This is a genomic window from Rhizobium sophoriradicis (assembly GCF_003939025.1).
Classification (GTDB): domain Bacteria; phylum Pseudomonadota; class Alphaproteobacteria; order Rhizobiales; family Rhizobiaceae; genus Rhizobium; species Rhizobium sophoriradicis.
Window position 1 is genome coordinate 144,953 of record NZ_RQIH01000011.1, and the last position, 17,719, is coordinate 162,671.

Annotated in this window: 16 protein-coding genes; 12 read left to right on the forward strand and 4 right to left on the reverse strand. The window is 63.1% G+C overall.

Annotated elements, in window-relative coordinates; translation table 11 throughout:
- Positions 1–92: 92 nt before the first annotated feature.
- The 3 genes from secD to ybaL form a co-directional block, all read right to left on the reverse strand.
- Entirely contained in the window at positions 93–2,639 is a 2,547-nt protein-coding gene (secD, locus tag EFR00_RS19685) for a protein translocase subunit SecD (RefSeq protein ID WP_038686841.1), read from the reverse strand.
- Positions 2,640–2,723: 84 nt separating this feature from the next.
- Positions 2,724–3,104, reverse strand: a complete 381-nt coding sequence (locus EFR00_RS19690) for a hypothetical protein (protein ID WP_010058472.1) — start codon at positions 3,102–3,104, stop codon at positions 2,724–2,726.
- 54 nt (positions 3,105–3,158) lie between these two features.
- Entirely contained in the window at positions 3,159–4,967 is a 1,809-nt protein-coding gene (gene ybaL / locus EFR00_RS19695) for a YbaL family putative K(+) efflux transporter (RefSeq protein ID WP_077992565.1), read from the reverse strand.
- A gap of 79 nt (positions 4,968–5,046) precedes the next feature.
- Here ybaL and EFR00_RS19700 point away from each other — a divergent pair, with 79 nt between their 5' ends.
- On the forward strand, positions 5,047–5,307 hold the full coding sequence (locus tag EFR00_RS19700; RefSeq protein WP_077992563.1) for a helix-turn-helix transcriptional regulator: 261 nt from the start codon (positions 5,047–5,049) through the stop codon (positions 5,305–5,307).
- 7 nt (positions 5,308–5,314) lie between these two features.
- Here the strand turns inward: EFR00_RS19700 and EFR00_RS19705 are convergent, their stop codons facing one another.
- Entirely contained in the window at positions 5,315–6,736 is a 1,422-nt protein-coding gene (locus EFR00_RS19705; protein ID WP_077992560.1) for an ArnT family glycosyltransferase, read from the reverse strand.
- 623 nt (positions 6,737–7,359) lie between these two features.
- Between EFR00_RS19705 and EFR00_RS19710 the strand changes: the two genes are divergently transcribed.
- From EFR00_RS19710 to fliF, 11 genes are all read left to right on the forward strand, one after another.
- Positions 7,360–8,994 carry a globin-coupled sensor protein gene (locus EFR00_RS19710; protein ID WP_077992557.1) on the forward strand — a complete coding sequence of 545 codons (1,635 nt, stop codon included), beginning with the start codon at positions 7,360–7,362 and terminating at the stop codon, positions 8,992–8,994.
- Positions 8,995–9,057: 63 nt separating this feature from the next.
- Complete coding sequence (locus EFR00_RS19715; protein WP_039617876.1) at positions 9,058–9,354, forward strand: STAS domain-containing protein; 297 nt, start codon at positions 9,058–9,060, stop codon at positions 9,352–9,354.
- Entirely contained in the window at positions 9,351–9,716 is a 366-nt protein-coding gene (gene cheY1 / locus EFR00_RS19720) for a chemotaxis response regulator CheY1 (RefSeq protein ID WP_003570362.1), read from the forward strand. Before EFR00_RS19715 ends, cheY1 begins: the two co-directional genes overlap by 4 nt.
- 17 nt (positions 9,717–9,733) lie before the next feature.
- Positions 9,734–12,019, forward strand: a complete 2,286-nt coding sequence (locus EFR00_RS19725) for a chemotaxis protein CheA (protein WP_077992555.1) — start codon at positions 9,734–9,736, stop codon at positions 12,017–12,019.
- Positions 12,020–12,023: 4 nt separating this feature from the next.
- Complete coding sequence (locus EFR00_RS19730) at positions 12,024–12,491, forward strand: chemotaxis protein CheW (protein ID WP_077992553.1); 468 nt, start codon at positions 12,024–12,026, stop codon at positions 12,489–12,491.
- Positions 12,488–13,396, forward strand: coding sequence for a protein-glutamate O-methyltransferase CheR (gene cheR / locus EFR00_RS19735; protein ID WP_039617884.1), 909 nt, complete (start codon positions 12,488–12,490; stop codon positions 13,394–13,396). Before EFR00_RS19730 ends, cheR begins: the two co-directional genes overlap by 4 nt.
- The gene (cheB, locus tag EFR00_RS19740) at positions 13,393–14,436 is read left to right on the forward strand and encodes a protein-glutamate O-methylesterase CheB (protein ID WP_038686857.1); all 1,044 of its coding nucleotides are present in this window, start codon (positions 13,393–13,395) and stop codon (positions 14,434–14,436) included. Before cheR ends, cheB begins: the two co-directional genes overlap by 4 nt.
- A complete protein-coding gene (locus tag EFR00_RS19745) occupies positions 14,437–14,826 on the forward strand; it encodes a response regulator (RefSeq protein ID WP_004672258.1) in 390 nt (129 codons plus the stop codon). It abuts the gene before it with no gap.
- Complete coding sequence (gene cheD, locus EFR00_RS19750) at positions 14,823–15,377, forward strand: chemoreceptor glutamine deamidase CheD (protein ID WP_012482667.1); 555 nt, start codon at positions 14,823–14,825, stop codon at positions 15,375–15,377. The genes EFR00_RS19745 and cheD overlap by 4 nt, the downstream gene beginning before the upstream one ends.
- Positions 15,378–15,393: 16 nt before the next feature.
- Positions 15,394–15,783, forward strand: coding sequence for a chemotaxis protein CheT (gene cheT, locus EFR00_RS19755; protein WP_009988093.1), 390 nt, complete (start codon positions 15,394–15,396; stop codon positions 15,781–15,783).
- Positions 15,784–15,982: 199 nt separating this feature from the next.
- On the forward strand, positions 15,983–17,674 hold the full coding sequence (fliF, locus tag EFR00_RS19760; protein ID WP_077992550.1) for a flagellar basal-body MS-ring/collar protein FliF: 1,692 nt from the start codon (positions 15,983–15,985) through the stop codon (positions 17,672–17,674).
- Positions 17,675–17,719: the final 45 nt, after the last annotated feature.

Genomic DNA, 17,719 nt, shown 5'->3' on the forward strand with positions numbered 1-17,719 from the left:
TGCATAATTTTTTCCTGGCAATAGGCAACAATAAAAACAGGGCGCCAGTTCTGCAACCGGCGCCCCGTTCAAGGATGCGTTAACAGCTGTTTTCAGCCTGCCGATGTGCGCGAGCGGCCCTCTTCCGGCGGGATGATGTCGACGCCCGCATCGGTTGCCGGCGCCTTCGCGTGGCGACGGCGCCAGTCGCCGAGGAAGAGCAGGATGGGTGCGGCAATGAAGATCGACGAGGCGCCGGCAACCAGAATGCCGAATACCATCGGGATCGCGAAGCTCGATACGGCGCTGCCGCCCCAGATTGCCATCGGCACCAGCGCGAGGAAGGCCGTCGCATTGGTGTAAAGGCTTCGCGCCAGGGTCTCGTTGATCGACTTGTCGATGATCTCGCGCAGCGGCATCGACTTGTAGAGCCGCATATTTTCGCGCATGCGGTCATAGACGACGACCTTGTCGTTCACCGAGTAGCCGACCAGCGTCAGGATGGCGGCGATCGCAGTGAGGTTGAAGTCGAGGCCGGTGATCGCGAAGAAGCCGATCGCCTTGGTGACGTCGAGCACCAATGTGACGATGGCGCCGACGGCAAACGGCCATTCGAACCGCACCCAGATATAGATCAGCATCGCCAAGCTTGCGATCACCACCGACAGAATGCCGGCCGAGGCAAGCTCGCCGCTGACCTTCGGACCGATGACGTCGGTGCCTTCGACGGTGGCGGTCGGATCGATCTTGGCGACTTCGGCCTTCAGCTTAGTGACCGCCGCGGTCTGCGCCTCTTCGCCGCCCTCCTGGCGCTGCGCGCGAACGAGAATGCTGTTGTTGCCGCCGAAGGACTGCAGCGTGATTTCGCCGAGGCCGAGACTGTCCAGACCTTCGCGGAACTTCGCCAGATCGGCCGTCCCTTGCGTCTTGACGGACATCTGGATGCCGCCGCGGAAGTCGACGCCGTAGTTGAGGCCGGGATAGATGAATAGCGCAACGGAGGCAATCGAAAGCAGCGCCGAAACGGTGACGCCGAAGAAGCGCGCCTTCATGAACTGGATATGCTTGTCGTAAGGGCTGAAGGGGATCAACGGCCGGATGTTCAGCACCTTGAATTTGCGGCGGCGGGTAATCTCGATCATCGCGACGCGCACGAAGGCGACCGAGGTGAACATCGAGATGATCAGGCCGAGCGCCATGGTCACTGCAAAGCCGCGAACCGGCCCGGAACCGAAAAAGAACAGGATGCTCGCCGCGATCAGGGCCGTCATATTGCCGTCGATAATCGTCGAATAGGCACGGTTGAAGCCCGTATCGATGGCGGCAAAGGCGCCTCTGCCCTTGCGGGTCTCTTCACGGATACGCTCATTGATGAGAACGTTCGCGTCGACCGCGAGGCCGATGCCGAGAACGACACCGGCAATGCCCGGCAGCGTCAGTGTTGCGCCGACCAGCGTCAGGGCCGAGAGGGTCAGGATCGTGTGGATCAGCAGCGCCACATTCGCCAGGATGCCCCAGGTGCCGTAAAGAACGAAGATGAAGACTGCGACAAGGACGAAGCCGACAATGCCGGAGTAGAGGCCCATCTTGATGGCATCAGCGCCGAGATCGGCGCCGACGGTGCGCTCCTCGATCACGGTTAGCTTGGCGGGCAGGGCGCCGGCGCGCAGCATGGCGGCAAGCGTCGTGGCGCTGTCGGCCGAGAAGTTGCCGGATATCTGGCCGGAACCGCCGGTGATCGGCTCGCGGATGACGGGCGCGCTCAGCACCTTGTTGTCGAGGACGATGGCGAAGGGATTGCCGACATTCTGCCGGGTGATTTCGGCAAAGCGAGTGGAACCGGCGCTGTCGAAGCGGAAGCTGACGATCGGTTCGCGCGTGTTCGGGTCGAAGCTGACGCGGGCATCCGAGAGACGGTCGCCGGAGATTTCGACACGGTCGAGAACAGCATGGGTCCGGCCTTCGTCGTCCTGCATCATCGTGACGCCGGGGCCGGGCTGGTTGTTCGGCGACAGCATGTGGAACGACATCTTCGCCGTGGAGCCGAGAAGCTGGCGCAGCCGCGTCGGATCCTGCGCGCCGGGCAGCTGCACGAGCACGCGATTGGCGCCGATGCGCTGAATGGTCGGCTCTGAGACGCCGACCTGGTCGACGCGCTGGCGGATAACTTCCAGGCTCTGCTGGACGGCGTTGTCGACATTGGCGGAGATGCCGGCCGGCGAGAAGCCGACGGTGATGGTGGCGCCGTTCGCCGTGACATCAAGATCCGCCTGGCCTGCGCTGAGGCCGGTGCTGATCGGGTTGGCGAGCGTCTTGAGTTCGGTGACCGCCGCATCGCTCTGCCCGGCATCGGCGAGCGTCACGACGATCTGATTCTGGCTGCGCACGACGGCTTTCGGCTGGATGCCCTTTTCGCGCAGGACGCGGCGGGCATCCTGAAGCAGCGATTGCAGCCGCTCCTTGGTCAGGTCCGCCTCGTCGACTTCCAGAACGAGGTGCGAACCGCCGCGAAGGTCGAGGCCGAGCGACACCTGCTCATGCGGCAGCCATGCGGGGATGCGCTGAAGGACGGACTGCGGCAGGGCGTTCGGCAGGGCGATCAATAGGCCGATCACGATGATCACCGAATAGGTGAACACCAGCCAGGGTGAATTGCGCATGTTGTATTCCTTAGATAATCGAGGGCCGGCGCTCGGGCGCTGGCGGCATGTCGTCAATGCTCGGAAGCGCCGCTCGGCGCAATGTCAGGCGGCGGCCGGCGGTGCGCGCGGCTGATGGGCCCTGAAAACTGAAGCATGAAGCGGAGCTTCGAATGCCGGGAGAGGAACGGCGCTGTTCCAGCCGGCGAAATCGATAGCCGGGGCAGCGGCAAGGGCAGGCGACCCGGCGTCGTAGGCGACCTGTTTCGGCGCAAGCTTGCGCTCGGCGGCAAGCACCCCGCGCACGGCATCGCGCGCGCTCAGTTGCGGCGGCTGCGGATCGCGGCCGGACGAGGAAAGCGTATTGACGGCGGTGGCCGGCGCAATGATGAGATTGCCGCCGAAAAGCAGGCCGAGATAGGCAAGGGCGGCGAAGAGCAGGGAAGCAGCGATACGGTTCGTCAGACGGCGCTGGTCCAGCTCCATCTCCTCCGTCCCGGCAATGTCACTCCCGTATCGGCTCAAAAGCGCGCCAATCTTTCATTCTCTTTCCGGCGGAGGGTCATCCGTCGGGACAATTGTATCAGGCCCATCACTGTCTTCATAGGCCACACTCTCATGATGCACTTGAGCGAGCCGGTCAACCATGCCCAGTGCGATTTCGCGTTCGCCCATGATGACGGTGTCGGCGCCATATTGCTTCAGCGCATCGACTTCGGCGTCGGAATGGGCGCGGGCGACGATGAGAATGGATGGATTGGCGCTGCGTGCCTGCTCGGCGATGCGGCAGGCTTCGAAGGCGTTCGGAATGGCGATGGCAATGCTGCGCGCCGCCGGCAGATTGGCGAGATCGAGCGTCTCGGTGGCCGCGGCATTGCCCATGAAGGCTTCGATGCCCTGGGCTTGCAGCTCGCCGACGCGCTTGTCGGAATCCTCGATGACGAGGAAGGGCGTGCCCGCCGATTTCAGGTTCTGCCCGACGATTCTGCCGACCCGCCCGTAACCGACGACAACGGCATGACCGTGGAGGCCGCTCGGATGCACCTCGTCATCTTCAGCCGGCGCCGTTTCCTCGGCGGGCGCAATCGCGCGCTCGGCCTGGCTCTCCTCGTGTCTCGCGCCTTCGAGCAGCGGGCGCATGCGGTCGCAGAGGAAGAACAGCAGCGGATTGAGGATGATCGAGATGATGGCGCCGGCCAGGATCAGGTCGCGGCCTTCCTCCGGCAACAGCCCGAGATCGACGCCGAGGGCGGCCAGGATGAAGGAGAACTCGCCGATCTGGCCGAGGCTCGCCGAAATCGTCAGCGCCGTGCCGAGCGGCTTCTTGAAGGCGAGCACGATCAGCAAGGCGGCGACGGATTTGCCGATGACGATGATGAAGATGGTGGCGATGATCGGCAGCGGCCTGTCGATCAGGATGTTCGGATCGAACAGCATGCCGACCGAGACGAAGAAGAGCACGGCAAAGGCATCGCGCAGCGGCAGGCTTTCCTGGGCGGCGCGATGGCTGAGCTCGCTTTCGGCCAGCACCATGCCGGCGAAGAAGGCCCCGAGCGCCAGCGACACGCCAAAAAGCTTGGCCGCGCCGAAGGCGACGCCGAGTGCGATGGCCAGCACGCCAAGCCGGAAGAGCTCGCGCGAGCCGGTATGGGCGATGCGATGCATCATCCAGGGAATGAGCTTGCGGCCGAAAACCAGCATCAGCGCCACGAACAGCGCCACCTTCACCAGCGTCATGGCGATCATGCCGCCGATGCCGAGGTCGAGTCCGAACAGGAGGTTCAGTCCGGCCGAGAGCGGCTCGGCGGGAGCGTGACCCTCGCCGCCGATGCCTGCGGCCGCCGGGATCAGCACTAGGGCCAGCACCATGGCGAGGTCTTCGACGATCAGCCAGCCGACGGCGATCCGGCCGCGCTCGGTCTCCACCAGCCGCCGCTCCTGCAGCGCCTTCAACAGCACGACGGTGGAGGCGACCGAAAGCGCCAATCCGAACACCAGGCCGCCGCCGGTCGGCCACCCCATCATGGCGCCAAGCCCCCAGCCGAGCAATGTCGCGAAGGCGATCTGTGCGATTGCGCCGGGCAGCGCGATGCCGCGCACCGACATCAGATCTTTCAGCGAGAAATGCAGTCCGACGCCGAACATCAGCAGGATGACGCCGATTTCGGCAAGCTCCGGCGCCAGGTTCTGGTCGGCCACGTAACCGGGCGTATGCGGCCCGACCAGCACGCCGGCGATGAGATAGCCGACGAGCGGCGGCATGCGCAGCCGATGGGCAAGTGCACCGAAGATGAATGCCAGCACGAGGCCGCCGACGATTGTCGAGATCAAGGGCGTATCGTGCGGCATCACTGTCTCCCGATCTGGAAATCTCGCGCTAGGTATGACATATATGGTCTATATCAACCAATATGGGTGACTTGAAATCATGGGTCAAGGCGCAAGGGCGACAATTCTCACACCCGCTCTCTGCCGCGCGGCGCGTGGCCTGCTCGACTGGACCCAGACCGACCTGGCCGAAAGGGCTGCCGTCTCGCGCAGCACCATCCGCGATTATGAGGGACGCCACCACGACATCCACCGCGCGACGGAGGCGCAGCTGCGCCTCGCCTTCGAACAGGGCGGCGTCAGGTTCGTGGAAATCGAAGGCGCGGGCACCGGCCTCTGCCTTCCCGATCGGCTGGATTGAACCGGCATCAGGGCGCCAGGCAGGTGGCCGAGGCTTTGTAGATGTAGAGCGTCTTGCCCTTGTAGTAGCCTGCAGTCGGCTGCCAGCTCTTCAGCACCTCGGGCGTTTCGGCCGCGCAGCCGAAGGGACCGTCCGTCAGGAAAAGCACCTTGCCGGCGGTCTCGGCGGGCAGGGCGAATTCCTGCTCGTAATAGCTCTCCGGAAGGCCTGCCGGCGCCCGCGCATAGATCCGGTATGATGCGTCGCGCAGCGTATAGAAAAGATCGGCGACCATGTCGCGGTTATCAGTGACAATGATGTCAGTGCCAGCCTGATTTGCGAGCGCTGCGGCCTCGCGGCTGACCTCGGCGCGGCCGAGATAACGCTTCATCAATTCGTCGCCGTTCGGCAACAACAGCTGCTGCGGAAAGATCGTCGCCAGCGGAAACAGCAGGCTTGCGATGCCGTTGATCGTGAGCGACAGCCTCAGCCCCTTCGGCCACAACCGATAAAGCAGCCAGACGGCGAGGATCGTCCCGGCGACATAGGCGGTCACGGCCCAGTTGGCATAGGCCTTAGCGACCGTCGCCTGCAGGGTGATGAGCACCACCACCGGCATCGACAGCCAGACCAGCATCTTCTCGCGGTCGTCGCTCCGGCCCTTGATCATGCGGTAGACCGCCCAGAGGATCGCGAAGAAGATGATCGGCCCGACGACGCCGAACTGCGCGGAGAAGAATTCAAGCCCGCGACGGAGATTGATGCCGAGGTCGCTCCAGTGGGCGATATCCTGCGTATGGCGAACCGTCGTATTGTCGTGTTGCAGGTTCCACCAGAGGTTCGGCAAGGCAACGACCGCCGCGACCGCGACGGCGATGATGAAATCCCGAATGGCGATGCGCGCCGCCGGAATGAGAAGCAGGGCGAGTGCGCCGCCCGGCACAACGAACAGCACGGCATATTTCGTCAGGAAGGCGAGGCCGACCCCGAGGCCCATGACGAGCGCCAACCCGACTGAGCGCCGCTGCGTCAGGCCGAAATAGGCAAGCAGGGCGAGGGCGATGAAGAACAACAGGATGACATCGGTCGAGAAGAACACCGAGGAAAGCGCCACGCCCGGCAGCGTGATATAGGTGGCGCCCGTCCAGCCTTCGATCTCCGGTCCGACGAAACGTTTTGCCACCTTCATCAGCACCAGTGCCGCCGCCATATGGATCAGCGGTCCGGCGAGCCTGATCGAGTAGATGGCGTTTGAGCCGGAAAATTCGGTCATCGCCCGGATCACCCAGGCGATCATTGGCGGCTTGGAATAATAGCCGAGATCGAGATTCTGCGCCCAGAACCAGTACTGCGCCTCGTCGACAAATAGGTCCGTCGCATCGAAATTGAGCGTGACGACGCGCCATAGCGTGAAGCCGAGAACGATGAGAAGACCAGATCTGGGGGACATGAACTTAAGTGTTCCGCTGACATGAAAGGCGCGAGTGCGATTACACCAAAGGCGCCGGACTGCCAACGGGCAAGGGCGTTAGAACACGCGAAGCATGCGGATGTCGCGATTTGCCGCGAGGGAATCGAGCCGGGCGATGGCTGCGAGCACGCCCATTGCGATCAAGCAGGAACCCAATCCGAGAACAATCATTGCTCTGTCCTTGTCGACGTCATGTCTTGGTTGTCGGCCGGCATATAACACGGAGCTTGCGTGTGCCTTGTAGCAGCCGTGCAACTCTCCCGCAGTATTTCTCGCGAACTGCCTTGAATTGCTTCAAAAGCCGGCGCCTGGACAGGCTTATTAACCTTCAGGCAAGGAATTAACCATAAACATTGGGTTACACGTCGGAATGGGAAGATGCACTCGTTCCCACCAGGCATGACGCCGTCCCGCCGTACCGGTTGATCCGGTATCCAATCTCTTCAGACAGCTCCGAAACATAGCTGATCAGGGGGCTCGATCCGCCGGTTGTCACCGGTGGTGAGGACCGTCCCCAAGCTTCGTGTTCATTGGATGCTGCGAAAGTTTTTAACCAGGCATTCGCCTGGACAGTGGGTCGGGGACAGGCGTTGAGGCAGGACATGCCATCAGATCAGGCTCGTGGAGCGCAGGCAGGCAGCTTGCGCGACCGCCTGCGCTTTGCCGGTCTCGACGCCGACCAGTGCGAGTTGGTGCGCCGCAACCGGCCGGCCCTCGAAGCGCATCTGAAGGCAGGTCTCAGGGATCTCTTTCACAGGTTCCAGTCATTCCCCGACGCCTCGCGCAATTTCGAGAGCGAGCGCCAGGTCGAACGCCTGCATGATCTGCAGTCCTCGCATTGGGACGTGTTGACGGATGCCCGCTTCGACAGCCTCTATGCCGAGCGCGTCAAGGTTCTCTCCGATACCGAAAACAAGATGGGTCTCGACCCACGCTGGCATGTCGCCGGTCACGGCGTCATTCTGGAGCACGTCCTTTCCGGCCTCGTCGAGGAGATCGCCGGCCGGCCGCTGTTGCCCTCGACCAAGCGCCGCACCCGTGAAATCTCCGAGCTGATGACGGCGATCATCCGCATTGTCATGGTCGATGTGGAAATCGCCGTGTCGCTCCGCTTCAATGCGCTGCGCGCCGCCCAGCACCGCGCGCTCGCCGATCAGCGCGCCGATAATGAAGCCGAGATCATCAGGATCTTCGGCGATGTCATTGAAGGCCTGTCCGCCCGCGATCTGACGCGGCGCGCCCCCGTCGACGCCGACAGCGCCTATGCCGGCATCGCCGCAGCGCTGAACGGCGCCTTGGATGGTCTCCAGGCCGAATTCGACGACATCACCGGGCGCACTGTCAAGGCGGAAGCGGCAACGGCTTCGCTTGCCGACCTGTCGCGGCAGTTCGCCGGCACCGCGTCCGGCCAGGCCGACCGGCTGCAGCTTTCCGCCACTGCTCTTGCCGCCCTTGCCGGCAGCGTGCGTGGCGGCGCCGCGGACAGCCGCGCCGCCGAACAGGCGGCCGCCGCAACGCGCGCTGCCGTCGAGGAAAGCGGCGAGGTCGTCGGCCGCGCGATCAGCGCCATGGCCGATATCGAACAGTCGGCCGAAAAGATCGGCCAGATTATCGGCGCGATCGACGAGATCGCCTTCCAGACCAATCTTCTGGCGCTGAATGCCGGCATCGAGGCGGCTCGTGCCGGTGATTCCGGCCGCGGTTTTGCCGTGGTCGCCCAGGAGGTCCGGGCGCTGGCCCAGCGCTCGGCGGAAGCCGCCCGCGAGATCAAGACGCTGGTGACGACCACCAAGGCGCAGGTCGACGCCGGCGTGCAGATGGTCGGCCGCACGCAGGATTCGATCGGCAGCATCGTGCGCCAGGTCACCGACATCAATGCCGCCATTGCAGGCATCGCCACAAGGACCGGCGAACATGCCGCAAGCCTCGACGGCGTCACCGCGGACGTCAGGGGCCTGGGCGCCGAGGTGGCCGATAGCGCAGGCCTTGCGGAGCGCTCAGCTGATGGCGCCGACGATCTCCACACCGTCATTCTCGAGCTCGGCCGGACGGTTCGCGAATTTCGTATCGCGCGCGAAAACGCCCATGCCGGCCGGCCGACGCCGGTCCGCGTGGCGCCGTCGCGTGCCATCGACGCCGCCGCCCGCCCGGCAATGGCCGAGGACGAATATGAAAATGATGATTTTGGCCTTCCCCAATCGTTCGCAAGGGTCGGAGGTGGGCGGAATGTTTACTAACCTATCGGATTATCGCCTCAGCTCATCTTTTCGGGCTGGGGACCAGGGGACAAGGACAAGCTGATGGTAGCAAAGAAGAGTGGCAAGACGCTGAATTTGACAGCGGTGCTCGACCTCAACGAGGCCTCCGCCTTGCGTGAAAAACTCCTTTCGTTCAGGGGCAGCGGTCTTTCGATCGACGCATCCGGCGTTGAGCGGATCGGTGCTCTTTGCGCCCAGGTCCTGATGTCCGCCGAGAAGACCTGGGCACAGGACAAGCAGCCGTTCACCTTCTCCCAGGTGTCCGACGCATTTCAAAAAACCATGCAGCTGGTTGGCGTCAATTTTGACCACCTGCTTGCCAAGGAGATTCGGCAATGAAGAAAAAAGTACTGACCGTGGATGATTCCCGCACCATCCGAAACATGCTGCTCGTGACGCTGAACAATGCCGGCTTCGAGACGATCCAGGCGGAAGACGGCGTCGAGGGTCTCGAGGTCCTCGAAGAGTCCAATCCTGACGTCATTGTCACCGACATCAACATGCCGCGCCTCGACGGTTTCGGCTTCATCGAAGGTGTCCGCCGCAACGAGAAATATCGGGCGATCCCGATCCTGGTCCTGACGACCGAGAGCGACGCGGAAAAGAAGAACCGCGCCCGCCAGGCCGGCGCCACCGGCTGGATCGTCAAGCCTTTCGACCCGGCCAAGCTGATCGATGCCATTGAGCGCGTAACCGCTTAAACCCAGGATTTTCTCCTATGGATATGAACGAAATCAAAGAGATCTTTTTCCAGGAGTGCGAGGAACAGCTCGCCGAGCTGGAATCCGGTCTTCTGAAATTGAATGATGGCGATCGCGATCCCGAAACCGTCAATGCGGTGTTCCGTGCCGTGCATTCGATCAAGGGTGGCGCCGGCGCCTTCGGCCTTGATGATCTGGTCGCTTTCGCCCATGTTTTCGAGACCACTCTCGATTGCGTTCGATCCAACAAGCTTGAGCCGACCCAGGACGTCCTGAAGGTGATGCTGAAATCGGCCGACGTGCTCGCCGATCTGACCAATGCCGCGCGCGACGGCGGCAGCGTCGATGAGAGCCGCAGCCGCGGCCTCGTCAAGGAGTTGGAAGCGCTGGCCAACGGTGAATTGCCGTCTCCCTCGGCCGCCGCTGAGGCGCCCGCGCCGAAGGCCGCGGCAAAGGCCGCCCCGGCCACTTCGGCGCCGACCCCCAAGCCGACCGATGATAGCGGCTTCCAGCCGATCCCCTTCTCCTTCGACGATTTCGGCGGCGACGAAGCCGGCTCCGACCTGCCGGCCTATGAAGTCACCTTCAAGCCGCGTTACGAACTCTATTCCAAGGGCAATGACGCCACCCTTCTGCTGCGCGATCTCTCGCGTCTCGGCGAGATGACCATCTATTGCAATATGGATGAGCTGCCGGGTCTCGAGGAACTCGATCCGGAAGGCGCCTATTTCTTCTGGAACATCACGATCAAGACGGACAAGGGCGAAGACGCCATCCGCACTGTCTTCGAATTCGCCGAGTGGGATTGCGAGCTGACGGTGAAGCCGGTCGAGGCAGCCAGGGCCGGCGCAGCCGGCAATGAGGAACTGCCGATGGTGCCAGTTCCCTTCGACCTGTCGATCCTGGACGAGACGGACGGCACGGAACAGGTTTCCGCCACGCGGTCCGAAGATGCGACGGCCGCCATTGCCGCCGCCGAAACCGCATCCAACGTCACGCAGATGGCCGCAGCCGCCGCCCGCGTCGAAAAGAAAGAATCGGCAGCTGCCGCAGCCGCCGCGGCAAGTGCCGCCGCCCAGAACAATGCCGCCGGTGCCGGCCAGACGATCCGCGTCGATCTCGACCGCGTCGACCGTCTCATCAACCTCGTCGGCGAACTGGTCATCAACCAGGCGATGCTGTCGCAGAGCGTCATCGAGAACGACACGACCGGCACCTCCTCGATCAACATGGGCCTCGAGGAGCTGCAGCAGCTCACCCGCGAGATCCAGGACTCGGTCATGGCGATCCGCGCCCAGCCGGTGAAGCCGGTGTTCCAGCGCATGTCGCGTATCGTCCGCGAAATCGCCGACATGACCGGCAAGTCGATCCGCCTGATCACCGAAGGTGAAAACACCGAAGTCGACAAGACGGTTATCGACAAGCTGGCCGAGCCGCTGACCCACATGATCCGCAACGCCGTCGACCACGGCATCGAGACGCCGGAAAAGCGCGCAGCCGCCGGCAAGAACACCGAAGGCACCGTCCGCCTCACCGCCAAGCATCGTTCGGGCCGCATCCTGATCGAGCTTGCCGACGACGGCGCCGGCATCAACCGCGAGAAGGTGCGCCAGAAGGCGATCGACAACGACCTGATCCCGGCCGACGCCAACCTGTCGGACGAGGAAATCGACAACCTGATCTTCCTGCCGGGCTTCTCCACCGCCGACAAGATCTCCGACATTTCGGGCCGCGGCGTCGGCATGGACGTCGTCAAGCGTTCGATCCAGGCGCTCGGCGGCCGTATCAACATCACCTCGAAGCCGGGCCACGGCTCGGTCTTCACCATGAGCCTGCCGCTGACGCTCGCCGTCCTCGACGGCATGGTGGTCACCGTCGCCGGCCAGACGCTGGTCGTGCCGCTGACGGCAATCGTCGAAACCCTGCAGCCGGAAGCGGCCGCGATCCACTCCTTCGGCGCCAACCACCGGCTGATCTCGATCCGCAACTCGTTCTGCCCGCTGGTCGATGTCGGCCGCATCCTGAACTTCCGTGCGACCCAGGCAAATCCTGTGGAAGGCGTGGCGCTTCTGGTGGAATCCGAAGGCGGCGGCCAGCGCGCCCTGATGGTCGATGCCATCCAGGGTCAGCGCCAGGTGGTGATCAAGAGCCTGGAAGCCAACTACACCCACGTGCCGGGCATTGCCGCCGCCACCATCCTCGGCGACGGCCGCGTCGCTCTCATCCTCGATGTCGACGCGGTTGTCGGCGCTTCCCGCGGCCAGTCTTTGAAAGCGGAAATGTCGTTGGCAGCGGTAGGATAAGGCAATGTCGTACACCGTAAAAAGTCTGAGCGAAGGGGACCGCGAGCTGATCGCGTTCCGCATCGGCGATCAGGAATTTTGCGTGAACATCATGTCGGTTCGCGAAATCCGGGGCTGGACCCCGGCGACCGCGATGCCGCACTCGCCTGCCTATATACTCGGTGTCATCAACCTGCGCGGCGCGGTGCTGCCGATCATCGATCTTGCCGCACGCCTCGGCATGAAGCCGGCCGATCCGACCGCCCGTCATGTCATCATCGTCGCTCAGGCCCGCCGCAAGGTTGTCGGCCTCCTGGTCGATGCCGTCTCCGACATTCTGACGGTGACCGACGAGATCGTTCAGCCGACACCCGAAATCTCCTCCGACCTCGAGCGCCAATTTGCCCGAGGCATTCTCGCCATCGACAAGCGCATGATCTGCCTGATCGAACTTGAAGCCCTCTTTTCCGAGACCGAAAGCGAAGCCGCATGAGTGCAATGGGTGCAAAGGATCAGAGGCAAGGAGCTGACGAGGTGCTCGCGAGCGGAGAATATCCGCTGACGCGCCGCGACCTCACGGAAATCGCCGCCATGATCTACTCGGATGCCGGCATCTTCCTCAACGAGACGAAGGCCTCGCTGGTCTATTCGCGTCTGTCGAAGCATATCCGCAATCTCGGCCTTTCCGGCTTCCGGGAATATTGCGAACTCGTCGCTTCGCCGGCGGGTGCGGCGGAGCGCCGCGAAATGCTGTCGCATCTGACGACCAATTTCACCCGCTTCTTCCGCGAAAACCATCATTTCGAGCATCTGCGCGATCATGTGCTGCCGGAGCTTCTGCAGCGGGCGAGAGCCGGCGGCAGGGTGCGCATCTGGTCGGCCGCTTCCTCCGACGGGCAGGAACCCTATTCGATCGCGCTCACCGTGCTGTCGCTGATGCCGAATGTCGCAGACTATGACTTCAAGATCTTGGCGACCGACATCGACCCGAAGATCCTCGCGATCGCCCGCGCCGGCGCCTATGACGAAACCGCGCTCGAAACAGTTTCGCCCGCCATGCGCAAGCAATGGTTCAGCGAAGTCGAGGTGCAGGGCCGCCGGAAGTTCCAGGTCGACGACCGCGTCAAGCGGCTGATCACCTACAATGAGCTGAACCTGATGGCGCAATGGCCATTCAAGGGCAAGTTCGACGTCATCTTCTGCCGCAACGTCGTCATCTATTTCGACGAGCCGACGCAGATGAAGATCTGGCAGCGTTTCGCCGGCCTGCTGCCGGAGGGCGGCCATCTCTATATCGGCCATTCCGAGCGCGTCTCCGGCGAGGCGAAGCACGTCTTCGACAATATCGGCATCACGACCTATCGCTACACGGCCAAGGGTCTCGGGAGGAAGGCATGAGCGCGCCGGCAAGGGTTCTCGTTGTTGACGACTCGCCGACGATGCGCGGCCTGATCACCGCCGTCCTGAGTTCCGATCCGGAGGTCAACGTCATCGGCCAGGCGGGCGACGCGCTGGAAGCGCGCGAGGCGATCAAGCGCCTGAACCCCGACGTCGTGACGCTCGACATCGAGATGCCTAATATGAACGGCCTCGATTTTCTCGAAAAGATCATGACGCTGCGGCCGATGCCCGTCATCATGGTGTCCACGATGACCCATCGCGGCGCCGAGGCGACGCTTGCAGCACTCGAGATCGGAGCATTCGATTGCGTCGGCAAGCCGGCGCCGGGTGAAGCCAGGCCCTTCGGCGACCTCGCCGAGAAGGTCAAGGCCGCCGCCCGCACGCAGCGCCAGTTTTCCCAGCCGGTGGCGGCTGCCACGCCGCCGCCCTCCGTCGCCGATTTCCGCGTCGGCCGCAAGATCGTCGCGATCGGCTCGTCGACCGGCGGCGTCGAGGCGCTGATTACCGTGCTGCAGAAATTCCCGGCCAATTGCCCGCCGACGGTCATCACCCAGCACATGCCGCCGACCTTCACCAGGAGCTTTGCCGAGCGCCTGAACCGCCTCTGCGCGCCGGTGGTGCAGGAAGCGACCGATGGCGCCCGTCTGGAAATCGGCAAGATTTATCTGGCGCCCGGCGGCGAGCGTCATCTCCAGGTCACCGGCGCTTCGGCGCCGTGCTGCCGTCTCGTCGACCGCCCCCCGGTCAATGGCCACCGCCCCTCGGTGGACGTGCTCTTTGATTCGGTTGCGGAACTGGCCGGCCGCAACGCCGTTGGCGTGATTCTGACCGGAATGGGCCGCGATGGCGCCGCCGGATTGTTGAAAATGCGTCACGCCGGCGCCAGAACCCTCGGCCAGAACGAAAAAACCTGTGTCGTTTACGGAATGCCAAGGGTTGCGCACGAACTTGGCGCCGTTGAGCAGCAGCTGCCACTGTCTGCCATCGGTGAGGAAATATTGAAAATGACAGCCGCCCGAAAGGAAGGGACCGAATAAATGTCGATCGCGGAGAAAATCAAAGTTCTGATCGTCGATGATCAGGTAACGAGCCGGTTGCTGCTCAGCGACGCGCTGACACAGCTCGGTTTCAAGCAGATCACGTCGGCCGGTGACGGCGAGCAGGGCATGAAGATCATGACCGAGCAGCCGCATCATCTGGTGATCTCGGACTTCAACATGCCGAAGATGGATGGCATCGGTTTCCTTCAGGCCGTGCGCACCAACCCGAACACCAAGAAGGCGGCCTTCATCATCCTCACCGCCCAGGGGGATCGCGCGCTGGTGCAGAAGGCAGCCCAGCTCGGCGCCAACAACGTGCTCGCCAAGCCGTTCACGATCGAGAAGATGAAGGCGGCCATCGAAGCCGTGTTTGGAGCCTTGAAATGATCACTGAGGGGGCAGCCCGCCGCGTGCACATCATTCAAGGCGAGTATAAGGTTCTGAGCGATCCGAATGCGGTCCTCTCGACCATTCTCGGCTCGTGCGTGGCTGCGTGCCTCAGAGACCCTGTCGCCGGCATCGGCGGCATGAACCACTTTCTGCTCCCCGGTTCGGCGACGTCGCCGACATCAGGCGGGGATGCCACGCGCTACGGTGTGCATCTGATGGAACTGCTGATCAATGGTCTCCTGAAGCAGGGCGCCAGGCGCGACCGGCTGGAGGCAAAGATCTTCGGCGGCGCTAAAACGATCTCGACCTTCTCCAACGTCGGTGAGCAGAACGCGGCCTTCGCCATGCAGTTCCTGAGGGATGAAGGCATTCCGGTGGTCGGCTCCTCCACAGGCGGAGAACATGGGCGCAAGCTCGAATACTGGCCGGTCTCCGGTCGTGCCCGGCAATACCCCCTGACCGGCGCCGAAACCCAGAGAACCGTTGCGCTCGAGCAGCGTCCCGCCGCTCCGCAGAAGCCCGTCGAAACGAGTATCGAATTTTTCTGATGGCGAGGATTTTCATATGACATTTACCCCGGTGATGGAGCCGCCCGCGCCTGTCGAGGCGCTGAGCGACATCCTGATGCGCATCGTCTCCGAACTGCACGACGTCGCCTACCTGATCGAGCGCATCGAGCCGCAGCTTCTCGACCTCGGCGGCGCCGAAATCCTGAATTCGCCGGATGCCATGAAGGTCATGCAGGGTATTGACCTGGCGGTGCAGAAATCGCGCGGCATTGCCGAATTCATCGACACCATCACCGGCGAAATCCCGCTCGGCTGGACCGTCGACGTCGCAACTGCGCTCAGCCTCGTCAAGCTGGCGGAGATGCAGAAGGCGCTGGGCGGCGCCACCCGCCATGGCCATTCCCAGCCGCTGAGCAAGGCGGCCGGCGACTTCGATTTCTTCTAACGCCGCTATCTTTCAGCTTCGCTTCTCCCGCCTTGGGGCCTTGGTTCAACCGAGGTCGTTCTCGCAAAATCGCAGCATGACAGGCGTGAGCCTACCGCTCCCGCGCGCGCTCCACGAAACGCTCGCACAAGTTTCGCCGATTATTCGTCAGATGAGGCAATAAGCCTGCTTTGTCGTTGACGGATCGTGCGAGAACAGAATGAATCTGTTAAATCAATTAGTTCAGATATTTAAGAACTTTGGCGCCCTGGGGCGGACGCGCCTGATGATTCTGGGAGGCGTCGGCGCCGTTTCCATCGCAATCATCCTTGCGGCCGCTCTTTTCGTCAACAAGCCGGCGCAGGAAACGCTTTACGTCGGTCTCGACGCTCCCGATCTCAACCAGATCAGCATGGCGCTTGCCGAAGCCAACATCAATTTCCAGGTCGGCACGGACGGCGCCAGCATCACCGTTCCGGCGGGCATGACGGGCAAGGCCCGGTTGATGCTTGCCGAGCGCGGCCTGCCGAACAGCGCCAATGCTGGTTACGAACTGTTCGACAATGTCGGCTCGCTCGGCCTGACCTCCTTCATGCAGGAGGTGACGCGGGTTCGTGCGCTGGAAGGCGAAATCGCCCGCACCATCCAGTCGATCTCAGGCATAACAGCCGCGCGCGTCCATATCGTCATGCCGGAGGTCGGGAACTTCCGGAAGGCGGAGCAGAAACCGACAGCCTCCGTCATGATTCGCGCGAGCGCGGCCACCGGGCGCGGCGCTGCGAGCTCGATACGCCACCTCGTCGCCTCGGCCGTGCCGGGGCTCGACGTCGATGACGTGACGATTCTCGATTCCGCCGGCCAGCTGCTCGCTTCCGGCGACGAGGCGAGCAACAGCTCGCTGAACCGCTCGCTCAACATCGTCCAGAACGTTCAGCAGGAAGTCGAATCCAACATCGACAAGGCGCTGGCGCCGTTCCTCGGCATGGATAACTTCCGCTCCAGCGTCACCGCCGACCTCAACACCGACGCCCAGCAGATTCAGGAAACGACCTACGATCCGGAATCCAAGGTCGAACGCTCGGTGCGCTCGACCAAGGAAGCCCAGCAGTCGCAGCAGAAGCAGTCCGACAACGCGACGACCGTCGAACAGAACATTCCGCAGGCTGCACCGGACGCCGGCGGCGCGGGCGGCCCGGAATCGCAGGACAAGTCCGACAAGCGCGAAGAGCAGACCAACTACGAAATCAACAGCAAGACGACGGCGACGACGCGCAACAGCTACCAGGTCGAAAAGCTGTCGATCGCCGTGGTGGTCAATAAGGGTCGTATCGCCAAGATGGTCGGCGAGCCTGCCGATCAGGCCAAGATCGACGCCTATATTGCCGAAATGCAGAAGATCGTCGCCTCGGCGGCTGGCACCGATGCCAAGCGTGGCGACGTCGTCACCGTCACGGCCATGGACTTCCTTGAAAATCAGCTGCTCGAAGACGCCACCGGCGGTGTCCGCGTCATGGACATGCTGAGCCGCAATCTTGCCGGCATCATCAATTCGCTCGCCTTCGTCGCTGTGGCCTTCGTGGTGGTCTGGATGGGCCTGCGCCCGCTGGTCCGCAGCGTCAGCGGCAATGGTGCAGGCGCGGCGCTCGGCGACTCCTCACCGGAATCGGCCGGCCTCGAGCTCCCGGACTTCGCGCCGGCCGCAGGCGCGTCCGGAGGCGCTCTCATGGACGGCTTCGGATCCGACTTCGGCTTCGACAGCACCGAGGATCTGCTCAGCCTCGGCGACGACGACGGCAACTTCAACCGCCGCGTCAAGGAGGGCCCGGAACGCAAGCTCGCCCGCATGGTCGAGATCAACGAGGAGCGCGCCGCGAAAATCCTCAGGAAATGGGCGATCGACGAGGCAGCATAAGAAAAGGCCGGGCAACCGGCCTTTTTCACGTCCATGCCGATCTTT